Annotated in this window: 14 protein-coding genes; 3 read left to right on the top strand and 11 right to left on the bottom strand. The window is 68.4% G+C overall.

Annotation, left to right across the window (positions count from 1 at the left end; genetic code table 11):
• Positions 1 to 30: 30 nt before the first annotated feature.
• The 8 genes from AC07OD_RS16940 to trpE form a co-directional block, all read right to left on the bottom strand.
• Positions 31 to 747: a uracil-DNA glycosylase gene (locus AC07OD_RS16940; protein ID WP_492254075.1), complete on the bottom strand. Its 717-nt coding sequence runs from the start codon at positions 745 to 747 to the stop codon at positions 31 to 33.
• Between the two features lie 68 nt (positions 748 to 815).
• Positions 816 to 1,616 carry an indole-3-glycerol phosphate synthase TrpC gene (gene trpC / locus AC07OD_RS16935; protein ID WP_494597599.1) on the bottom strand — a complete coding sequence of 267 codons (801 nt, stop codon included), beginning with the start codon at positions 1,614 to 1,616 and terminating at the stop codon, positions 816 to 818.
• A gap of 181 nt (positions 1,617 to 1,797) precedes the next feature.
• Complete coding sequence (trpD, locus tag AC07OD_RS16930; protein ID WP_494597598.1) at positions 1,798 to 2,829, bottom strand: anthranilate phosphoribosyltransferase; 1,032 nt, start codon at positions 2,827 to 2,829, stop codon at positions 1,798 to 1,800.
• Positions 2,830 to 2,991: 162 nt separating this feature from the next.
• A complete protein-coding gene (locus AC07OD_RS16925; RefSeq protein ID WP_494597597.1) occupies positions 2,992 to 3,663 on the bottom strand; it encodes a LysE family translocator in 672 nt (223 codons plus the stop codon).
• Positions 3,664 to 3,667: 4 nt separating this feature from the next.
• Positions 3,668 to 4,201: a DinB family protein gene (locus AC07OD_RS16920; RefSeq protein ID WP_494597596.1), complete on the bottom strand. Its 534-nt coding sequence runs from the start codon at positions 4,199 to 4,201 to the stop codon at positions 3,668 to 3,670.
• Positions 4,198 to 4,770: an aminodeoxychorismate/anthranilate synthase component II gene (locus tag AC07OD_RS16915; protein ID WP_218296793.1), complete on the bottom strand. Its 573-nt coding sequence runs from the start codon at positions 4,768 to 4,770 to the stop codon at positions 4,198 to 4,200. The genes AC07OD_RS16920 and AC07OD_RS16915 overlap by 4 nt, the downstream gene beginning before the upstream one ends.
• Positions 4,767 to 5,102 carry a chorismate mutase gene (locus tag AC07OD_RS16910; RefSeq protein WP_218296792.1) on the bottom strand — a complete coding sequence of 112 codons (336 nt, stop codon included), beginning with the start codon at positions 5,100 to 5,102 and terminating at the stop codon, positions 4,767 to 4,769. Before AC07OD_RS16910 ends, AC07OD_RS16915 begins: the two co-directional genes overlap by 4 nt.
• The gene (gene trpE, locus AC07OD_RS16905) at positions 5,099 to 6,598 is read right to left on the bottom strand and encodes an anthranilate synthase component I (protein ID WP_218296791.1); all 1,500 of its coding nucleotides are present in this window, start codon (positions 6,596 to 6,598) and stop codon (positions 5,099 to 5,101) included. Before trpE ends, AC07OD_RS16910 begins: the two co-directional genes overlap by 4 nt.
• A gap of 352 nt (positions 6,599 to 6,950) precedes the next feature.
• Here trpE and AC07OD_RS16900 point away from each other — a divergent pair, with 352 nt between their 5' ends.
• Positions 6,951 to 7,538 (top strand): chalcone isomerase family protein, encoded by a 588-nt coding sequence (locus AC07OD_RS16900; RefSeq protein WP_218341223.1) that lies wholly within the window; start codon positions 6,951 to 6,953, stop codon positions 7,536 to 7,538.
• Between the two features lie 299 nt (positions 7,539 to 7,837).
• Positions 7,838 to 9,496 carry a methyl-accepting chemotaxis protein gene (locus tag AC07OD_RS16895; protein ID WP_494597595.1) on the top strand — a complete coding sequence of 553 codons (1,659 nt, stop codon included), beginning with the start codon at positions 7,838 to 7,840 and terminating at the stop codon, positions 9,494 to 9,496.
• Here the strand turns inward: AC07OD_RS16895 and gph are convergent, their stop codons facing one another.
• The 3 genes from gph to AC07OD_RS16880 all read right to left on the bottom strand — a co-directional run bounded on the left by gph (position 9,497) and on the right by AC07OD_RS16880 (position 13,319).
• Positions 9,497 to 10,204 (bottom strand): phosphoglycolate phosphatase, encoded by a 708-nt coding sequence (gene gph, locus AC07OD_RS16890; protein WP_494597594.1) that lies wholly within the window; start codon positions 10,202 to 10,204, stop codon positions 9,497 to 9,499.
• Between the two features lie 242 nt (positions 10,205 to 10,446).
• Positions 10,447 to 11,913, bottom strand: coding sequence for a hypothetical protein (locus tag AC07OD_RS16885; protein WP_494597674.1), 1,467 nt, complete (start codon positions 11,911 to 11,913; stop codon positions 10,447 to 10,449).
• 53 nt (positions 11,914 to 11,966) lie between these two features.
• Positions 11,967 to 13,319: an SPFH domain-containing protein gene (locus AC07OD_RS16880; RefSeq protein WP_494597593.1), complete on the bottom strand. Its 1,353-nt coding sequence runs from the start codon at positions 13,317 to 13,319 to the stop codon at positions 11,967 to 11,969.
• A 227-nt stretch (positions 13,320 to 13,546) separates the two neighbouring features.
• Between AC07OD_RS16880 and AC07OD_RS16875 the strand changes: the two genes are divergently transcribed.
• The gene (locus AC07OD_RS16875) at positions 13,547 to 14,248 is read left to right on the top strand and encodes a response regulator transcription factor (protein WP_494597592.1); all 702 of its coding nucleotides are present in this window, start codon (positions 13,547 to 13,549) and stop codon (positions 14,246 to 14,248) included.
• Positions 14,249 to 14,316 lie beyond the last annotated feature (68 nt).

Raw genomic sequence — 14,316 nt, 5'->3', positions numbered from 1 at the left:
GCGGGGGCGCAGCGCCGCCGCGCCGGCGCCTCAATACCCGTGCTGCGCCCGGAACGCGCGCGCCTTGCCGAAATGCCCGTTGCCGATGAACGGCACGGGCGGGCGCAGGGCGGACAGCGGCGAAGGGTGGTTGGACAGGAGCAGCAAGTGGCCTCGGTCCTGGGGGATCAGCGCGCGCTTGGATTGCGCGTGCGAGCCCCAGAGCATGAACACCACGGGCCGCTCGCCCTCGGCCACATGGCGGATGACCGCGTCGGTCAGGGCCTCCCAGCCCTTGCCGGCATGGCTGGCGGGCTGGCCCTCTTCCACCGTGAGGCCGGTGTTGAGCAACAGCACGCCGTTCTTCGCCCACTTGACCAGGCTGCCCCCCGGGTTCGGAAACGGCGGGAAAGCCACGCCCAGGTCGCGCTGCATTTCCTTGAAGATGTTTTGCAGCGAGGGCGGCAGGCGCACGCCCGGCGCCACCGAGAACGCCAGCCCCTCGGCCTGGCCGCGCCCGTGGTAGGGGTCCTGGCCCAGGATGACCACGCGCACCTCGTCCGGCGGCGTGAGTTCCAGCGCCCGCAGCGGGCGGGGCGGGAAGATCACCGCGCCCGCATCGAGCCGCGACTGCAGAAAGGCAAGCAGCGACTGGCCGCGCACACCGGCAAAGAAGTCATCGACCAGCGGCTGCCAGCCGGAGGCCACCGGCCAGTCCGCGGGGTCAGCGCTTTGCAGCTGGGTGGGGTTTGCAGCGGCGTCATTCATGGTCAAAAAGGCCTCTACCGCTTGATGGACAAGCGCAACAAGCTATCAAATAATGAGCAAACGCAGAATCAGGCGAACAGTTTCGCCAGCGCTTCGCCCGGCTCCGGCGCGCGCATGAACGCCTCGCCCACCAAAAACGCGTGCACGCCGGCATCGCGCATGCGCTTCACGTCGTCAGGCTTCAGGATGCCCGACTCGGTGACCAGCAGCCGGTCGGCCGGCACATCCTTGAGCAGGCCCAGGGTGGTGTCCAGCGTCACCTCGAACGTGCGCAGGTTGCGGTTGTTGATGCCCACCAGCGGCGTCTTGAGCCTGAGCGCGCGCTCCAGCTCGGCGCCGTCGTGCACCTCCACCAGCACCGCCATGTCCAGGCTGCGCGCGATGGCTTCGAAGTCGGCCATCTGCGAATCATCCAGGCTGGCCGCGATCAGCAAGATGGCATCCGCCCCCATCGCCCGGGACTCGTAGATCTGGTACGCATCGACCATGAAGTCCTTGCGCAGCACCGGCAGCTGGCAGCTGGCACGCGCCTGCTTGAGGTAGTCCACGCTGCCCTGGAAGAACTGCTTGTCCGTCAGCACCGACAGGCAGGCGGCGCTCACCTTGCCGTCGCCATCGGCATAGCTCTGTGCGATGTCGGCGGGGATGAAGTCGGCCCGCAGCACGCCCTTGCTGGGGCTGGCCTTCTTGACCTCGGCGATCACCGCCGCCTGGCCCTTGGCGATCTTGGCGCGCAGCGCGCCTTCGAAGTCGCGCGTGAGCACGCGGCTCTCGGCATCGGCGCGGATGGCGTCGAGGGGCATGCGCTTCTTCGCAGCGGCCACTTCTTCGTGCTTGACGGCCACGATCTTGTTGAGGATGTCGCTCATGGGAAACCTGCCTTTTCAACCCCGGCGGGGTCGCGATTGAACGTTGAAACATGGCGCGAGCGCAACGCCCGCGCGGCCCAAAGCGGAGGACACCGCAGAGCTGGCTTTGCCAGGCTGCGGGTGTCGTCCCCCTTCCCGCAGGAGAAGGGGGAAGCGGCGCAGCCGCTCAGGGGGTTGATCTTCATGCAGCCAGCGCATGCGTGCGCGTGACCATCTGCTCGAGCTTGGCCAGCGCCGCGCCCGAGGCGATGGCGGCCCGTGCCTTTTCAAGCCCTGCGGGCACCGAGTCGATCACATTGGCCGCATACAGCGCCACACCCGCGTTCAGGCAGACGATGTCCTGCGCGGCGCCCGGCTCGCCCTTGAGCACGCCGATCAGCATCTCGCGCGACTGTTCGGGGGATTCGACCTTCAAGGCGCGGTTGCTGGACATGGACATGCCAAAGTCCTCGGGGTGGATTTCGTACTCGGTGATCTGCCCGTTCTTCAGCTCGCCCACCAGCGTGGCCGCGCCCAGGCTGACCTCGTCCATGCCGTCGCGGCCGTAGACCACCATGGCGTGTTCGGCGCCCAGGCGCTGCAGCGCGCGCACCTGGATGCCCACGAGGTCGGGATGGAACACGCCCATCAGGATGTTGGGCGCGCCGGCCGGGTTGGTCAGCGGGCCCAGGATGTTGAAGATGGTGCGCACGCCCAGCTCCTTGCGCACGGGGGCCACGTTCTTCATGGCCGGATGGTGGTTGGGCGCGAACATGAAGCCGATGCCGACCTCTGCGATGCACTGCGCGATCTGCTCGGGCTTGAGGTTGATGTGGATGCCCAGGGCCTCCATCACATCCGCGCTGCCGCTCTTGCTGGACACGCCGCGCCCGCCGTGCTTGCTGACCTTGGCGCCCGCCGCTGCGGCCACGAACATGGAGCAGGTGGAGATGTTGAAGGTGTTGGCGCCGTCGCCGCCCGTGCCCACGATGTCCACCAGGTGCTTACTGTCGGGCACATGGACCTTGGTGGAGAACTCGCGCATCACCTGCGCGGCGGCCGTGATCTCGCCGATGGTTTCCTTCTTCACGCGCAGGCCGGTGACGATGGCCGCCGTCATGACGGGCGAGAGCTCGCCGCTCATGATCATGCGCATCAGGTGCAGCATCTCGTCATGAAAAATTTCGCGGTGCTCGATGGTGCGCTGCAGCGCTTCCTGGGGAGTGATGGACATGGTGATAGATCCTGTCTGCGTTGATTCTTCAATGGCGCGTGGCAGCCGGCGGATTCCACGGTACGGGCGCTGCCAGGGCGAGTGCACCCGTGGATCCGGCTTTGCCGGTCCACCGGGTGCGACCCCAGGGGGATGACGCGAAGCGGCTCAGGGGGGTGTGCTTCATTGTGTGGGTTGCTCGGTGAAGGCCAGTTTCAGGCCAAAGCCGATGAACATGGCGCCCGCCACGCGGTCCAGCCAGTGCATGCCGCGCTGCACCGCGCCCATGCGGCGCGCCATCCAGCCCGCGGCCAGCGCCCAGCCCGTGTTGACGGGAATCGCGTTCACGTTGAACAGCACACCCAGCAGCACGAAGGCCAGCGCCTTGTTCTCCGTGCCGGGCGCGATGAACTGCGGCACGAAGGCCAGGAAGAAGATCGCGACCTTGGGGTTGAGCACGTTGGTCCAGAAGCCGCCCCGGAAGATCTTGGACAGCGGCATGGCGGCACCGGACGATGCCCCCGCCTGCGCCGCCGCGATGGCCGCCGCGCTGCCACCGTCATCCGAGGGCTTGGACAGCAGCATGCGCACGCCCATCCACATCAGGTAGGCCGCGCCCACCCACTTGAGCACGGTGAACGCCGTGGCCGAGGTGGCCAGCAGCGCGCCCACGCCCACGGCGGCCGCGAAGATGTGCACGAAGCACCCGGCCGTGATGCCCAGGCCCGCCACGATGCCCGCGCGGGTGCCGGACTTGAGGGCGTTGGACACGATGTAGAGCACGTCCGGGCCGGGCGTGAGGTTCAGCAGCCAGCCGGCCGCGATGAACATGAGCAGTTGGTGGCTGTCGGGCATGGTGTTACGACCAGCGTCGCTCCGGTTGCAGGCGGTGCAGGAAGGTGGTGAGCGAGTCGCGCGGCAGCGGCACCGCATGCCCCGCCAGGATGCGGCCGGCCGCCCCCCGGTGGTAGGTGCCGTGCACCACCACGTGGTTCAGTATCTCGGCCCGCGTCATGGTGCCGGTGTCGCCGTCGGTGAAGCGGAACTGCACGGGCTCGGCCAGCTGGTCTGCGGTGAGCCCGTTCGCGTACTGCGCATACCAGTCGTCCGACGCGCGGACCGCCTCGCGCAGGGCCGGCAATGCGGGCGTTTCCTCGGTGTTGGTGGCCGTGTAGGTGGTTTGCGGCAGGCCTTGAAGGTGGCTCGCGAAGATGCGGTCCACCACGTAGGTGTGGTTCAGGATGCGCACAAAGAGCCGGTGATCGCCCTCGGGCAGCGTGGCCTGCGAGGCTTCGCCCAGCGCGAGCAACTCTTCATTGGCCCAGCGCTTATACTGGAACAGCTGGGCGAGCGAGCCCGAGGAAGCTGCTGCAGCATCGGCCGGCGCCGTCATGCGCGCTGCTCCAGAAAGTTCTTCAGCATCGCGTGACCGTGTTCGGTGAGGATGCTTTCGGGGTGGAACTGCACGCCCTGGATGGCCAGCTCCTTGTGGCGCACGCCCATGATCTCGCCGTCATCCGTCCAGGCCGTGACCTGCAGCACGTCGGGGCACGCGGCGCGATCGATGGCCAGCGAGTGGTAGCGGTTCACGGTGAATTTTTCGGGCAGGCCCGCGAACACGCCCTGCTGTGTGGTGGTGATGACGCTGGTCTTGCCGTGCATCAGCTCCTGCGCGCGGACGATGGTGCCGCCGAAGGCCGCGCCGATGCTCTGGTGGCCCAGGCACACGCCCAGGATGGGCAGCTTGCCCGCGAAGTGCTGGATCGCCGCCACCGAGATGCCGGCCTCGGCGGGCGAGCACGGGCCGGGCGAGATCACCAGGCGGTCGGGCGCGCGCGCCGCAATGCCTTCAAGCGTGATTTCATCGTTGCGGAACACCTCGACCTCGGCACCCAGCTCGCCGAAGTACTGCACGATGTTGTAGGTGAAGCTGTCGTAGTTGTCGACCATCAAGAGTTTCATGCGGCGCTCCCGGCAGAGGCGGATTCGCGCAGGCGGGCGAACTCGCGGTGTTCATAGGCAATGCAGGCTTCCATGAGGCTGCGGTAGATGGCTTCCATCACGTCGGCATCGCCGCCTTCGGCCAGCGCCTGCTCGCGCACGCGGTCCACGATGGCCTGTATGCGCGCCTCATCGCGCACCTGCGTGGCGTCTTGCTTGATGCGCGCGGCCTGCGTCATGTAGCCCACGCGCTCCACCAGCAGGGGCACCAGCACGTCGTCCAGCCTGTTCACCTCGCGGCGCACGTCCGGCATGGCGGCGCAGGATTTGACTTTGTCGATGGCGCGGGTCATTCGAGGCCCTCCTCGACCAGTTCCGCCGCGCGCAGCAGCGCACGGGCCTTGTGCTCGGTTTCCTTCCATTCGAGCTCGGGCACCGAGTCGGCCACCACGCCGGCGGCCGCCTGCACGTAGAGCGTGCCGTTCTTCACGATGCCGGTGCGGATGGCGATGGCCACGTCCATGTCGCCGGCGTAGCTCAGGTAGCCGCAGGCGCCGCCGTACAGGCCGCGCTTGGTGGGTTCGAGCTGGTCGATGATTTCCATCGCATGCACCTTGGGCGCGCCGGTGAGCGTGCCGGCCGGGAAGGTGGCCTTGAGCACGTCGATGGCCGTCATGCCGTCGTTGAGGATGCCTTCCACGTTGCTCACGATGTGCATCACGTGGCTGTAGCGCTCGATGGCGAAGGCCTCGGTGACCTTCACCGTGCCGGTCTTGGCGATGCGGCCGATGTCGTTGCGCGCCAGGTCGATCAGCATCACATGCTCGGCGCGCTCCTTGGGGTCGTTGATGAGCTCGACCTCGGCGGCCTTGTCCTTCTCCAGCGTGGCGCCACGGGGGCGCGTGCCGGCCAGGGGGCGGATGGTGACCTTCTGGCCGTCGGGCGTGTTCTCCTGGCGCACCAGGATCTCGGGGCTCGCGCCCACCACGTGGAAGTCGCCGAAGTCGTAGAAGTACATGTACGGCGACGGGTTCAGCGAGCGAAGCGCGCGGTACAGCGACAGGGGGCTTTCGGTGTAGCGCTTGTGGATGCGCTGGCCCACCTGCACCTGCATGAAATCACCGGCGGCGATCAGTTCCTTGGCGCGGTCCACGGCGGCGAGGTAGTCGGCCTTGGAGAAGTCGCGCTGCGCGGGGTGGCTTTCGGTGGGCTTGACGATGGGCGCGCTCACCGAATACTTGAGCTGGTCCTTCAGGTCGCGCAGGCGCTTCTTGGCCTTGGCGTAGGCCTCGGGCTGGGCCGGATCGGCGTAGACGATGAGGTAGAGCTTGCCCGACAGGTTGTCGATGACGGCGAGTTCCTCGCACTGCAGCAGCAGGATGTCGGGGCAGCCCAGCGTGTCGGGCGGGCAGGTGTCTTCGAGCTTCTTTTCGATGTAGCGCACCGCGTCGTAGCCGAAGTAGCCAGCCAGGCCGCCGCAAAAGCGCGGCAGGCCGGGGCGCAAGGCCACCTTGAAGCGCTTCTGGTACGCCTCGATGAAGTCGAGCGGGTTGCCCGCTGCGGACTCCACCACCTCGCCGTTGGTCACCACCTCGGTCTTGGCGCTGGCGCCAAAACCGCTGGCGCGCAGCAGCGTGCGCGCGGGCAGGCCGATGAAGCTGTAGCGCCCGAAGCGCTCGCCGCCCACCACGGATTCAAGCAGGAAGCTGTGCTTGCCGCCGTCCTTGCTGTGGGCCAGCTTCAGGTACAGGGAGAGAGGGGTTTCAAGGTCCGCAAAGGCTTCCGCCATGAGCGGAATGCGGTTGTAGCCTTCGCCGGCCAGGCTTTTGAATTCAAGTTCTGTGATCACGGGAAGAGCTCCCAGCTGTGGCAGCGCGTGTCCCCCGGGCAACAAAAGGGGGCGCTGCGGTCCATTCAATCGGCCCCGGTAGGGCCACGGGTGCACGCTGGGGCAATTGCCCAGGTGCCATCAGGCGTTCAAGGAGACAGGCTGACGCCAGGGCCAGGCTCCCCGGTCGCTGCAACCTGTGATGAACACGTGGTGAATGAACATGGCCCAAAGTGTAGCAAAGGTTCCCGGCCGCCCCGCTTTTGACACAGCGCAACGCCGCGCCGCGCAACCACTCGAAAACCCTGTTGCGGCAAAAAGCAGGTGCAGCAACAATTTGAAACGAACGACCGTTCTTTTTTAGGAGTTGCGCATGAAGTTCCTCCAGCGATGCGCCGCAGCGGCAGCGTTGTGCCTGCTGACGGCCGGTGCCATTGCCCAGACCATCACCGTGGCCGACGTCAAGTACGAAGAAACCACCAGCCTGAGCGGCAGCAGCCTGCAGCTCAATGGGGCGGGCGTGCGCTACAAGGCGGTCTTCAAGGTCTACACGGCCGGCCTGTATCTCGAAAAGAAAGCCCACACGCCGCAGGACATTGCCGCGCTCAAGGGCCCCAAGCGCATGAGCATCACCATGCTGCGCGAGATCGACTCCACCGAGCTGGGCAAGCTCTTCTCGCGCGGCATGGAGGACAACATGGACCGCGCGGCGTTCTCCAAGCTGATTCCCGGCGTGCTGCGCATGAGCCAGATCTTCTCGGACCACAAGAAGCTGCAGGCAGGCGACCAGTTCATGATCGACTGGATACCCGGCACCGGCACGGTGATCACGGTCAAGGGCAAGCCGCAGGGCGAGCCGTTCAAGGAGCCGGAATTCTTCAACGCGCTGCTGGGCATCTGGCTGGGCAACACACCGGCCGACTGGAAGCTCAAGGATGCCTTGCTCGGCAAGCCCGCATAGCCGCCCGCGCCGGTTGCGCGTCCCGGGACACCACCGCTACGGGCAAACCCCCATGAAACCATGCCTGCGGCTGTCACCCGCCCGACAGCGGCGGGCCGCACCGGGGCGTAACCTTTGATCCAGGGAATTCCGGGCCTTCGACGCAACCTGCACCGCATGCCCCTGCGGCGCCACCCGCGCCATGTGATGCCACGCACAGCCCGGCCCGGGCGCCCTGCGCCACCCGCATGCGCCACGGCCCTTGCCACCCCAGAGCCCCAGCCCCGCCCCCAGACACCTTTTTTGCGCCCGCCATCACCATGAAATTCAGCAACCTTTCCGTCGGCCTGCGCCTGGGCGCTTCCTTTGGGGCCATCCTGCTCATCACCGCCCTCATCGCAGCCACCGGCATATGGCGCATCGCCAGCCTGCAGAATGCCAGCGAGCGTGTCGCCACGCAGGAGATCGAGCAACAGATGCTGGTGGAAGACTGGGCCTCCGACATCCGCCTGAACTGGGTCCGCACGGAGGCATTCCTCAAGGCCATCGACCGCGACTACATGGACAAGCTCGCCGCGGACACCCAGGCCACGGCCAAGGGCATGGATGCCAAGGTCCAGCGCATCGAGGCGCTGGTGCAGGGCGAGCCTGGCCGCGCACTGCTGGCCGCCATTGCCACGGCGCGCGCGGCCTACAACGACAAGCAGGCCGAGATCCGCGAACTGCACCGGGGCGGCGAGCCGAACGTGCCCGCCCTGGTGGACAAGGACCTTCGCCCGCTGGCCGACAAATACCTGAAGTCACTGGACGACCTGCGCACGGCCATGGCCACGCAACTGGCTGAAAGCCAGGCCGACACCGGCACCCTTGCCAAGGCCAGCCAGGCACTTCTGGGCGTGGGCACCCTGGTGGCGGTGGCGCTGGGGGCCCTGCTGGCCTGGACGGTCACGCGCTCGATCGTTCGGCCCGTGCAGCGGGGCAAGCAGGCGGCGGAGAGCATTGCCAGCGGCGACCTCACGCACGCCATCGAGGCCCATGGCGGCGACGAGACAGGCCAGCTGCTCCAGGCGCTGTCCACCATGCAATCGCGCCTGGCCACCATCGTGGGCAATGTGCGCCACAGCGCCGAAGGCGTGGCCACCGCCAGTGCCGAAATCGCCTCGGGCAACAACGACCTGTCGGCCCGCACCGAGCAGCAGGCCTCGGCGCTGCAGCAGACGGCCGCCTCGATGGAACAGCTGGGCTCCACGGTGCGCCAGAACGCGGACAACGCGCGCCAGGCCAACCAGCTGGCGATGAGCGCCTCCACCGTCGCCCAGCAGGGCGGCGACGTGGTGGCCGAGGTGGTGGACACCATGAAGGGCATCAACGACAGCAGCCGCAAGATCGCCGACATCATCAGCGTGATCGACGGCATCGCGTTCCAGACCAACATCCTGGCGCTCAACGCTGCGGTGGAGGCGGCACGCGCGGGCGAGCAGGGCCGGGGCTTCGCCGTGGTGGCCGGCGAGGTGCGCAGCCTGGCCGGGCGCAGCGCCGAGGCTGCCAAGGAGATCAAGGCCCTGATCGGCACCAGCGTGGAGCGCGTGGAACAGGGCACCGCGCTGGTGGACAAGGCGGGCGCCACGATGACCGAGGTGGTCGGGGCCATCCGCCGCGTGACGGACATCATGGGCGAGATCAGCGCGGCCAGCAGCGAGCAGAGCCAGGGCGTATCCCAGGTGGGTGATGCGATCACGCAGATGGACCAGGCCACGCAGCAGAACGCGGCGCTGGTGGAGCAAAGCGCCGCAGCGGCCGACAGCCTCAAGACCCAGGCAGGCCAGCTGGTCGATGCCGTGGCCGTGTTCCGGCTGGGCAGCGACGCTGCCGCTGGCGCGCCAGCGCATGCGGCACTCGTCACCACGGCACCACCGGCCCGTACAGCCGGCAGCGCACGGGTGCTGCCAACGGCTGCGCAGCGCCGTATCGCGGCCTGATCAGCCCGCGAACGCGCTCAGCGCATCCGCGAAACCATCGGCATCCACCGCCCGCGCGGGCTGGCCGTGGTTATAGCCGTAGGTCACCAGCACCACGGGGCAGCCGGCGGCGCGCGCGGCCTGCGCATCGTTGCTGGAATCGCCGACCATCAGCGTGCGCGCGGGCGCGGTGCCCAGGGCCTCGCAGGTCTTGACGAGGGGCAGCGGATCGGGCTTCTTGCGCGCGAAGCTGTCGCCACCGAACACCTGCGAAAAGTAGCCGTCGAGCCCCTTGGCCTTCAGCAAGGGCACGGCGAAATCCAGGGGCTTGTTGGTCAGGCAGGCCAGGCGCAGGCCCGCGGCCTGCAGCGCCTGCAGGCCGGCCACCACGCCGGGGTACACCTGCGCATACTGGCCGTTGATGGCCAGGTAGTGCTTCTGGTAGCTGGCCCAGGCCGCGGGGTACAGCGATTCGACCTGCGCCGCCTCGGCCGGCTGGCCCTCGGATGCCAGCACATGGGCCAGCACCGAACGCAGCAGGTGCTCCGAGCCTTTGCCCACCATGCGCTCGATGGAGGGTGCCTCGATGGGTGGCAGCGCCAGTTCGCGCAGCATGCGGTTGAGCGCCTCGGCAAAGTCCCCGAGCGTGTCCACCATGGTGCCGTCCAGGTCCACGATGGCGGCGTCCACGCGGGACAACAGGGCGGACAGGGGCGAGGATGTGGACATGCGAAAAAAACCTTGCAGTGCAGACGAGGAAAGGCCGGGCATCTTGCCCGGCCTGCCTGGATTTTAAAGGGCCCATCTTCGTCGCACATCGCGAAAGCCATGCATGGCCATTGCCCCGTGAAACTGGCGCGGCCAAAACCAGTGCTCCCGCGCAAGGGACGCCCCGCCGCGCTGGGAGCGTCCCCGCTCAGATTGCGAAGCAATCTGAGAGAGGGGGAAGGCGCGAAGCGACTCAGGGGTGCTCATCTCAAGCTCAGTGTCTGGCGCTTCCAGGCCGGGTCCTGCCAGCGCTGGAACAGGGGCAGCGCGGCCACGTCACCCGTCACGCGCTCGGTGGCCAGGCCTTCCAGGCGCACGATCTCGAAGCTCTTGCGGTAGCGGCCCTGGCCCCGGGCCTCGCGTGCCACCAGCATCTGCTGGCCGCCGGGCACCCAGCCAGCCCACTCGGCCACGCCGGTTTCGGGCGCCGTGGCGGCGGGGGGCAGCACGTCGACCAGCCAGCCCTCGGCGGTCTTGCGCATCACCCACAGCTCGCGCCAGCCTTCCAGCGGCTGCACGGCCAGGGCCACGGCCGTGCCCTCGCGGTTCACGCTGGCAGAGGCAGCCCAGACCACGCCGTAGGTGCAGCGGCGCAGCCACGGGGTCTTCACGCCCCTGTGGGCATCGACCAGCAGCACGCAGGTCTCGCCGGGCGCACCGGGCTCGGTCACGATGCCCGGGCGGCTGCCCTGGGCCACCGGCAGGCTGGCGGGCACCAGGGCCCAGCGCACGGCGCCCACGCGCATGGCGGCGTCGTTGTAGGCCGGCTGGTCCTCGTCGGGCAGGTCGTTCTTGCTCACACCGGAGAACTCGGCCAGGGCGCGGGCCGCAGCAGCGGCCACGGCCGGGCCGACGGCATCCTTGCGCGCCTGCTGGAAGGCCAGGGCACTCCACACACTGGCACGGCGCACCTGGATGCGGTTGCGCACATAGGAGGGCAGGCCGGCCACGTCCACGCGTTCGAGCACATCGGACTGCCATTCCTGCACGCGGGCACGCTCGTGCGGCGGCAGGTCGGGGTTCACGCATTCGGGCCGCGTCAGGGCCAGTGCCGCGCGGGCGCGCTGCTCGGCATCGGCCACGGGCATGGCCAGCACGCGGCGGAAGGCCTCGCCGTCGTAGCAGACCTGCATGCGGCCTTCGACCTCGTAGGTCGTGAAGCGCACGCCGTAGCCGTTGGCGACATCCAGGTGCGCCGACAGCGTGGCGCCCGAGGCCTTGCCGGGCGCAGCGACCGAGGCGCGGCGCGCCAGCCGGTCGGCCAGCATGCCCAGTGCGTCGAAGGCCTGGGCGCCCTGCACGCCGGCCAGCGCACTGGCCGGCGCCGCCTGCAGGTAGGCGGCGGTGATGCCGACGCCCAGCGCCTCGGCCCCCGGGCTGTCGCGCACGAAGCGCAGCACCGACAGCAGCGCCGGGCCTTCGGCTTCATCGAGCGCCACGCGGCGCACGTCGCTGGCGCGGATGAAGCCGCCGCGTTCGCGCTTGTGATCCCAGACCTGCAGGTAGTCGAGGCGCTCGCCGCGCACCTCGAGCACCTCGCCCTGCCACAGGGCGGACTGCTGCTGGGCCGAGTCGCGCGGGGCGGCGCGCAGGCTGGCCTGGTCCTGCACGACGATGGCGCTGCCGAATGTGCTGGCGGGCGCGGGGGGCACGGCGGCGGTGGCGACCATGGCGGCGGCAGAGGCGATGGCTGCGACGAGCGTGAGGGTGGTGCGGTCCATGTTCATTGCTCCGTGGCGGGGGTCGTGGCGGTGTCGTCGGCACCGGCGGCAGCCTGCGCGGCCACGGCCTGGGCATTGCGGTTGCCGCCCAGCAGTGCCGCACCGATGAAATCGCCATTGGTCGGCGGGGGCGCGATGATGACCTGGATCTTGTCCGACAGCTTGTCGGCCAGCGTCTTCTGGATCAGCAACGGGTGGCGCGTGACCAGGGCGCCTTCGCGCGCCATCTGCTCGGCGTTGACCTTGCCGATGCGGTCCATGCGATAGGCCTCGGCCTCGGCCAGCTTCTGGCGCGCATCGGCCTCGCCGTTGGCTTCGATGCGGCGCGCCTGGGCGCTGCCCTCCGCGGCCTTGATGCGCGAGACCTTCTCGGCCTCGGCCTCCAGCTGGCGCTGCTCGATCTGGCGCTGCTTGAAGGGCAGCACGTGCTTCATGGCCTCTTCCTGGGCGCGGGCGGCGATCACCTGCTCGCGGGCGGCGGCTTCGGCAGCCACCTCGCGGCGCACCTTGTCGGCGCTGGCGTCGAGCTCGGTCTCCTTCACGCGCTTGTCCTTGAGCTCCAGCGTGTAGCGCATCTTCTCGGACGCCAGCTCCTCGGCCAGCAGGCTGTCCATGCCACGGCGGTATTCGGCGGGCAGGTCCACCTTGCCGATCTGCACATGGCGCAGCAGCACGCCTTCGGCGGCCAGGCGGGTGCGCAGTTCGGCTTCAATGGTCTGCGCGATTTCGGTGCGCTTGGACGAGAAAATCTCGCGCACCGTGTAGCGGGCAAACACCCTGTAGACCAAGCCCTGCACGGCAGGCGCCACGATGTCGGCGTCCACGTCATCGGGCAAGCGGCCGGCCCGGACGGCGTCGGAGGCCGGATCGAGCGCGTAGCGCACGCTCAGGTCGAGCCCGAACGACAGGCCTTCCACCGATTGCAGGGGTGCGCTGCCGTTGGCCTGGCGCATCGCTTCAGGGCGATAGCTCTGATCCCGCAAGGAGAAGATGCGCACACTGTGCAGGCCCGGCACCACCCACATGCTGCCGTCGCGCCACTGGCTCACCGAACCGGTGAACTCGTTCATGCGGACCGCCAGCTCGCCCTGGCCCAGTTGCTGCACCGGTGGGTGGCGCACCACCAGGGCACCGGCGGCCACCACCACGGCTGCGGCCGCCATCCAGCGCGCCGTGCTGGCCGTGGGCAGCAGGTAGGCCCAGTGGATGCGCCCTTCGGCCGCGGGTGCTGGCGTGGGGGCGTCGGCTTCCACAGGTGCCGCAGCTTGCGGCCCTTCGGCACGGGCGTCCAGCGGGTGGGCGGCGGCGTTGCGGCCACGCAGGGCTTGCACGATGCGGTTCCAGGCGGTTTTCATGGTGTTTCTCTCTCTTGGGTGGTGAATTTGTTGTCTGCTTCTGAGCGGCCCAACCGGGCTGCTCATTGGCGACTGATTCTTCGGATTCACCCCGGAAGCAACAATGCAGCGCAGCCCCCAAAGCCCTCACGCCCGCCGCGCAACCCCTCCGGGCCCGGAAGAAATCTTCACACCGGGCAAGCAATGCGCCCCGGATAATCGACGCACCCTTACTCCGCGCTCCGCCCATGACCCGCATCGCCGTGATCGAAGACGACCTGCCCACCAGCAACCAGCTGGCGGGCTGGATTGCCAGTGCGAAAAACGGCATCGTGATCGACCAGTGGTTCACGCGCGACGACGCCGAAGCCGCCCTGGCGCGCGAGCACTACCACGCCGTGGTGCTCGACATCGAACTGGGCCGCGAGCGCCATGCGGGCGTGGCGCTCATCAACGCCATCAACAAGCGCCGCCAGGGCACGCCGGTACTGGTGGTGTCGGCCATGCCCGCCGCCATCTACCGCAGCATCATGAAGGCGCTGGACGCGTGGGACTACCTGCAGAAGACCACGTTCGAGGAGGCCGACTTCATCGAGACCTTCCTCGACATCCTGCGCACCACGCAGGCCCCGGCGAACGCCGCCACGTCCTTGTCCGCGCCGGCGCCGGATGCGCTGGTACTGGACCCGCTGTGGCAGCGCACGCCCACCTGGCGCGGCGAGCGCATCAACCTGCCGCTGACGGCCCAGCGCATCCTGGCCACGCTGCACCAGCGCAGCGGCGAGGTCGTGTCGTACGACGAGCTGTTCGAGGTGGTCAAGAGCGGGCGCAACCGGGACAACGTGCGCAAGCATGTGAGCACCATCCGCGAAGCCCTGCGCGAGGTGGACCCCGCCTTCGAAGGCATTGAAAACGTGCCCATGCGGGGCTTTCGCTGGGTAGGCAAGTGAGGCATCCCCCTGAGCGGCTTCGCCGCTTCCCCCTTCTCTCGAACGGCTGCGCCATTCAGGAAGGGGGA

Source organism: Acidovorax sp. GW821-FHT10E03, assembly GCF_059415205.1.
Note: the sequence above shows the minus strand (reverse complement) of the source record. Positions and strands in the feature narration are given on the sequence as shown.

Bases quoted from the DNA above. Each gene is read 5' to 3' on its own strand.
- AC07OD_RS16940 (WP_492254075.1), bottom strand. From the start codon at position 747: ATGAATGACGCCGCTGCAAACCCCACCCAGCTGCAAAGCGCTGACCCC.
- AC07OD_RS16885 (WP_494597674.1), bottom strand. From the start codon at position 11,913: ATGGTCGCCACCGCCGCCGTGCCCCCCGCGCCCGCCAGCACATTCGGC.
- AC07OD_RS16925 (WP_494597597.1), bottom strand. From the start codon at position 3,663: ATGCCCGACAGCCACCAACTGCTCATGTTCATCGCGGCCGGCTGGCTG.
- AC07OD_RS16915 (WP_218296793.1), bottom strand. From the start codon at position 4,770: ATGAAACTCTTGATGGTCGACAACTACGACAGCTTCACCTACAACATC.
- AC07OD_RS16875 (WP_494597592.1), top strand. From the start codon at position 13,547: ATGACCCGCATCGCCGTGATCGAAGACGACCTGCCCACCAGCAACCAG.
- AC07OD_RS16910 (WP_218296792.1), bottom strand. From the start codon at position 5,102: ATGACCCGCGCCATCGACAAAGTCAAATCCTGCGCCGCCATGCCGGAC.
- AC07OD_RS16920 (WP_494597596.1), bottom strand. From the start codon at position 4,201: ATGACGGCGCCGGCCGATGCTGCAGCAGCTTCCTCGGGCTCGCTCGCC.
- AC07OD_RS16880 (WP_494597593.1), bottom strand. From the start codon at position 13,319: ATGAAAACCGCCTGGAACCGCATCGTGCAAGCCCTGCGTGGCCGCAAC.
- trpD (WP_494597598.1), bottom strand. From the start codon at position 2,829: ATGTCCATCACTCCCCAGGAAGCGCTGCAGCGCACCATCGAGCACCGC.
- AC07OD_RS16900 (WP_218341223.1), top strand. From the start codon at position 6,951: ATGAAGTTCCTCCAGCGATGCGCCGCAGCGGCAGCGTTGTGCCTGCTG.
- AC07OD_RS16895 (WP_494597595.1), top strand. From the start codon at position 7,838: ATGAAATTCAGCAACCTTTCCGTCGGCCTGCGCCTGGGCGCTTCCTTT.
- trpC (WP_494597599.1), bottom strand. From the start codon at position 1,616: ATGAGCGACATCCTCAACAAGATCGTGGCCGTCAAGCACGAAGAAGTG.
- gph (WP_494597594.1), bottom strand. From the start codon at position 10,204: ATGTCCACATCCTCGCCCCTGTCCGCCCTGTTGTCCCGCGTGGACGCC.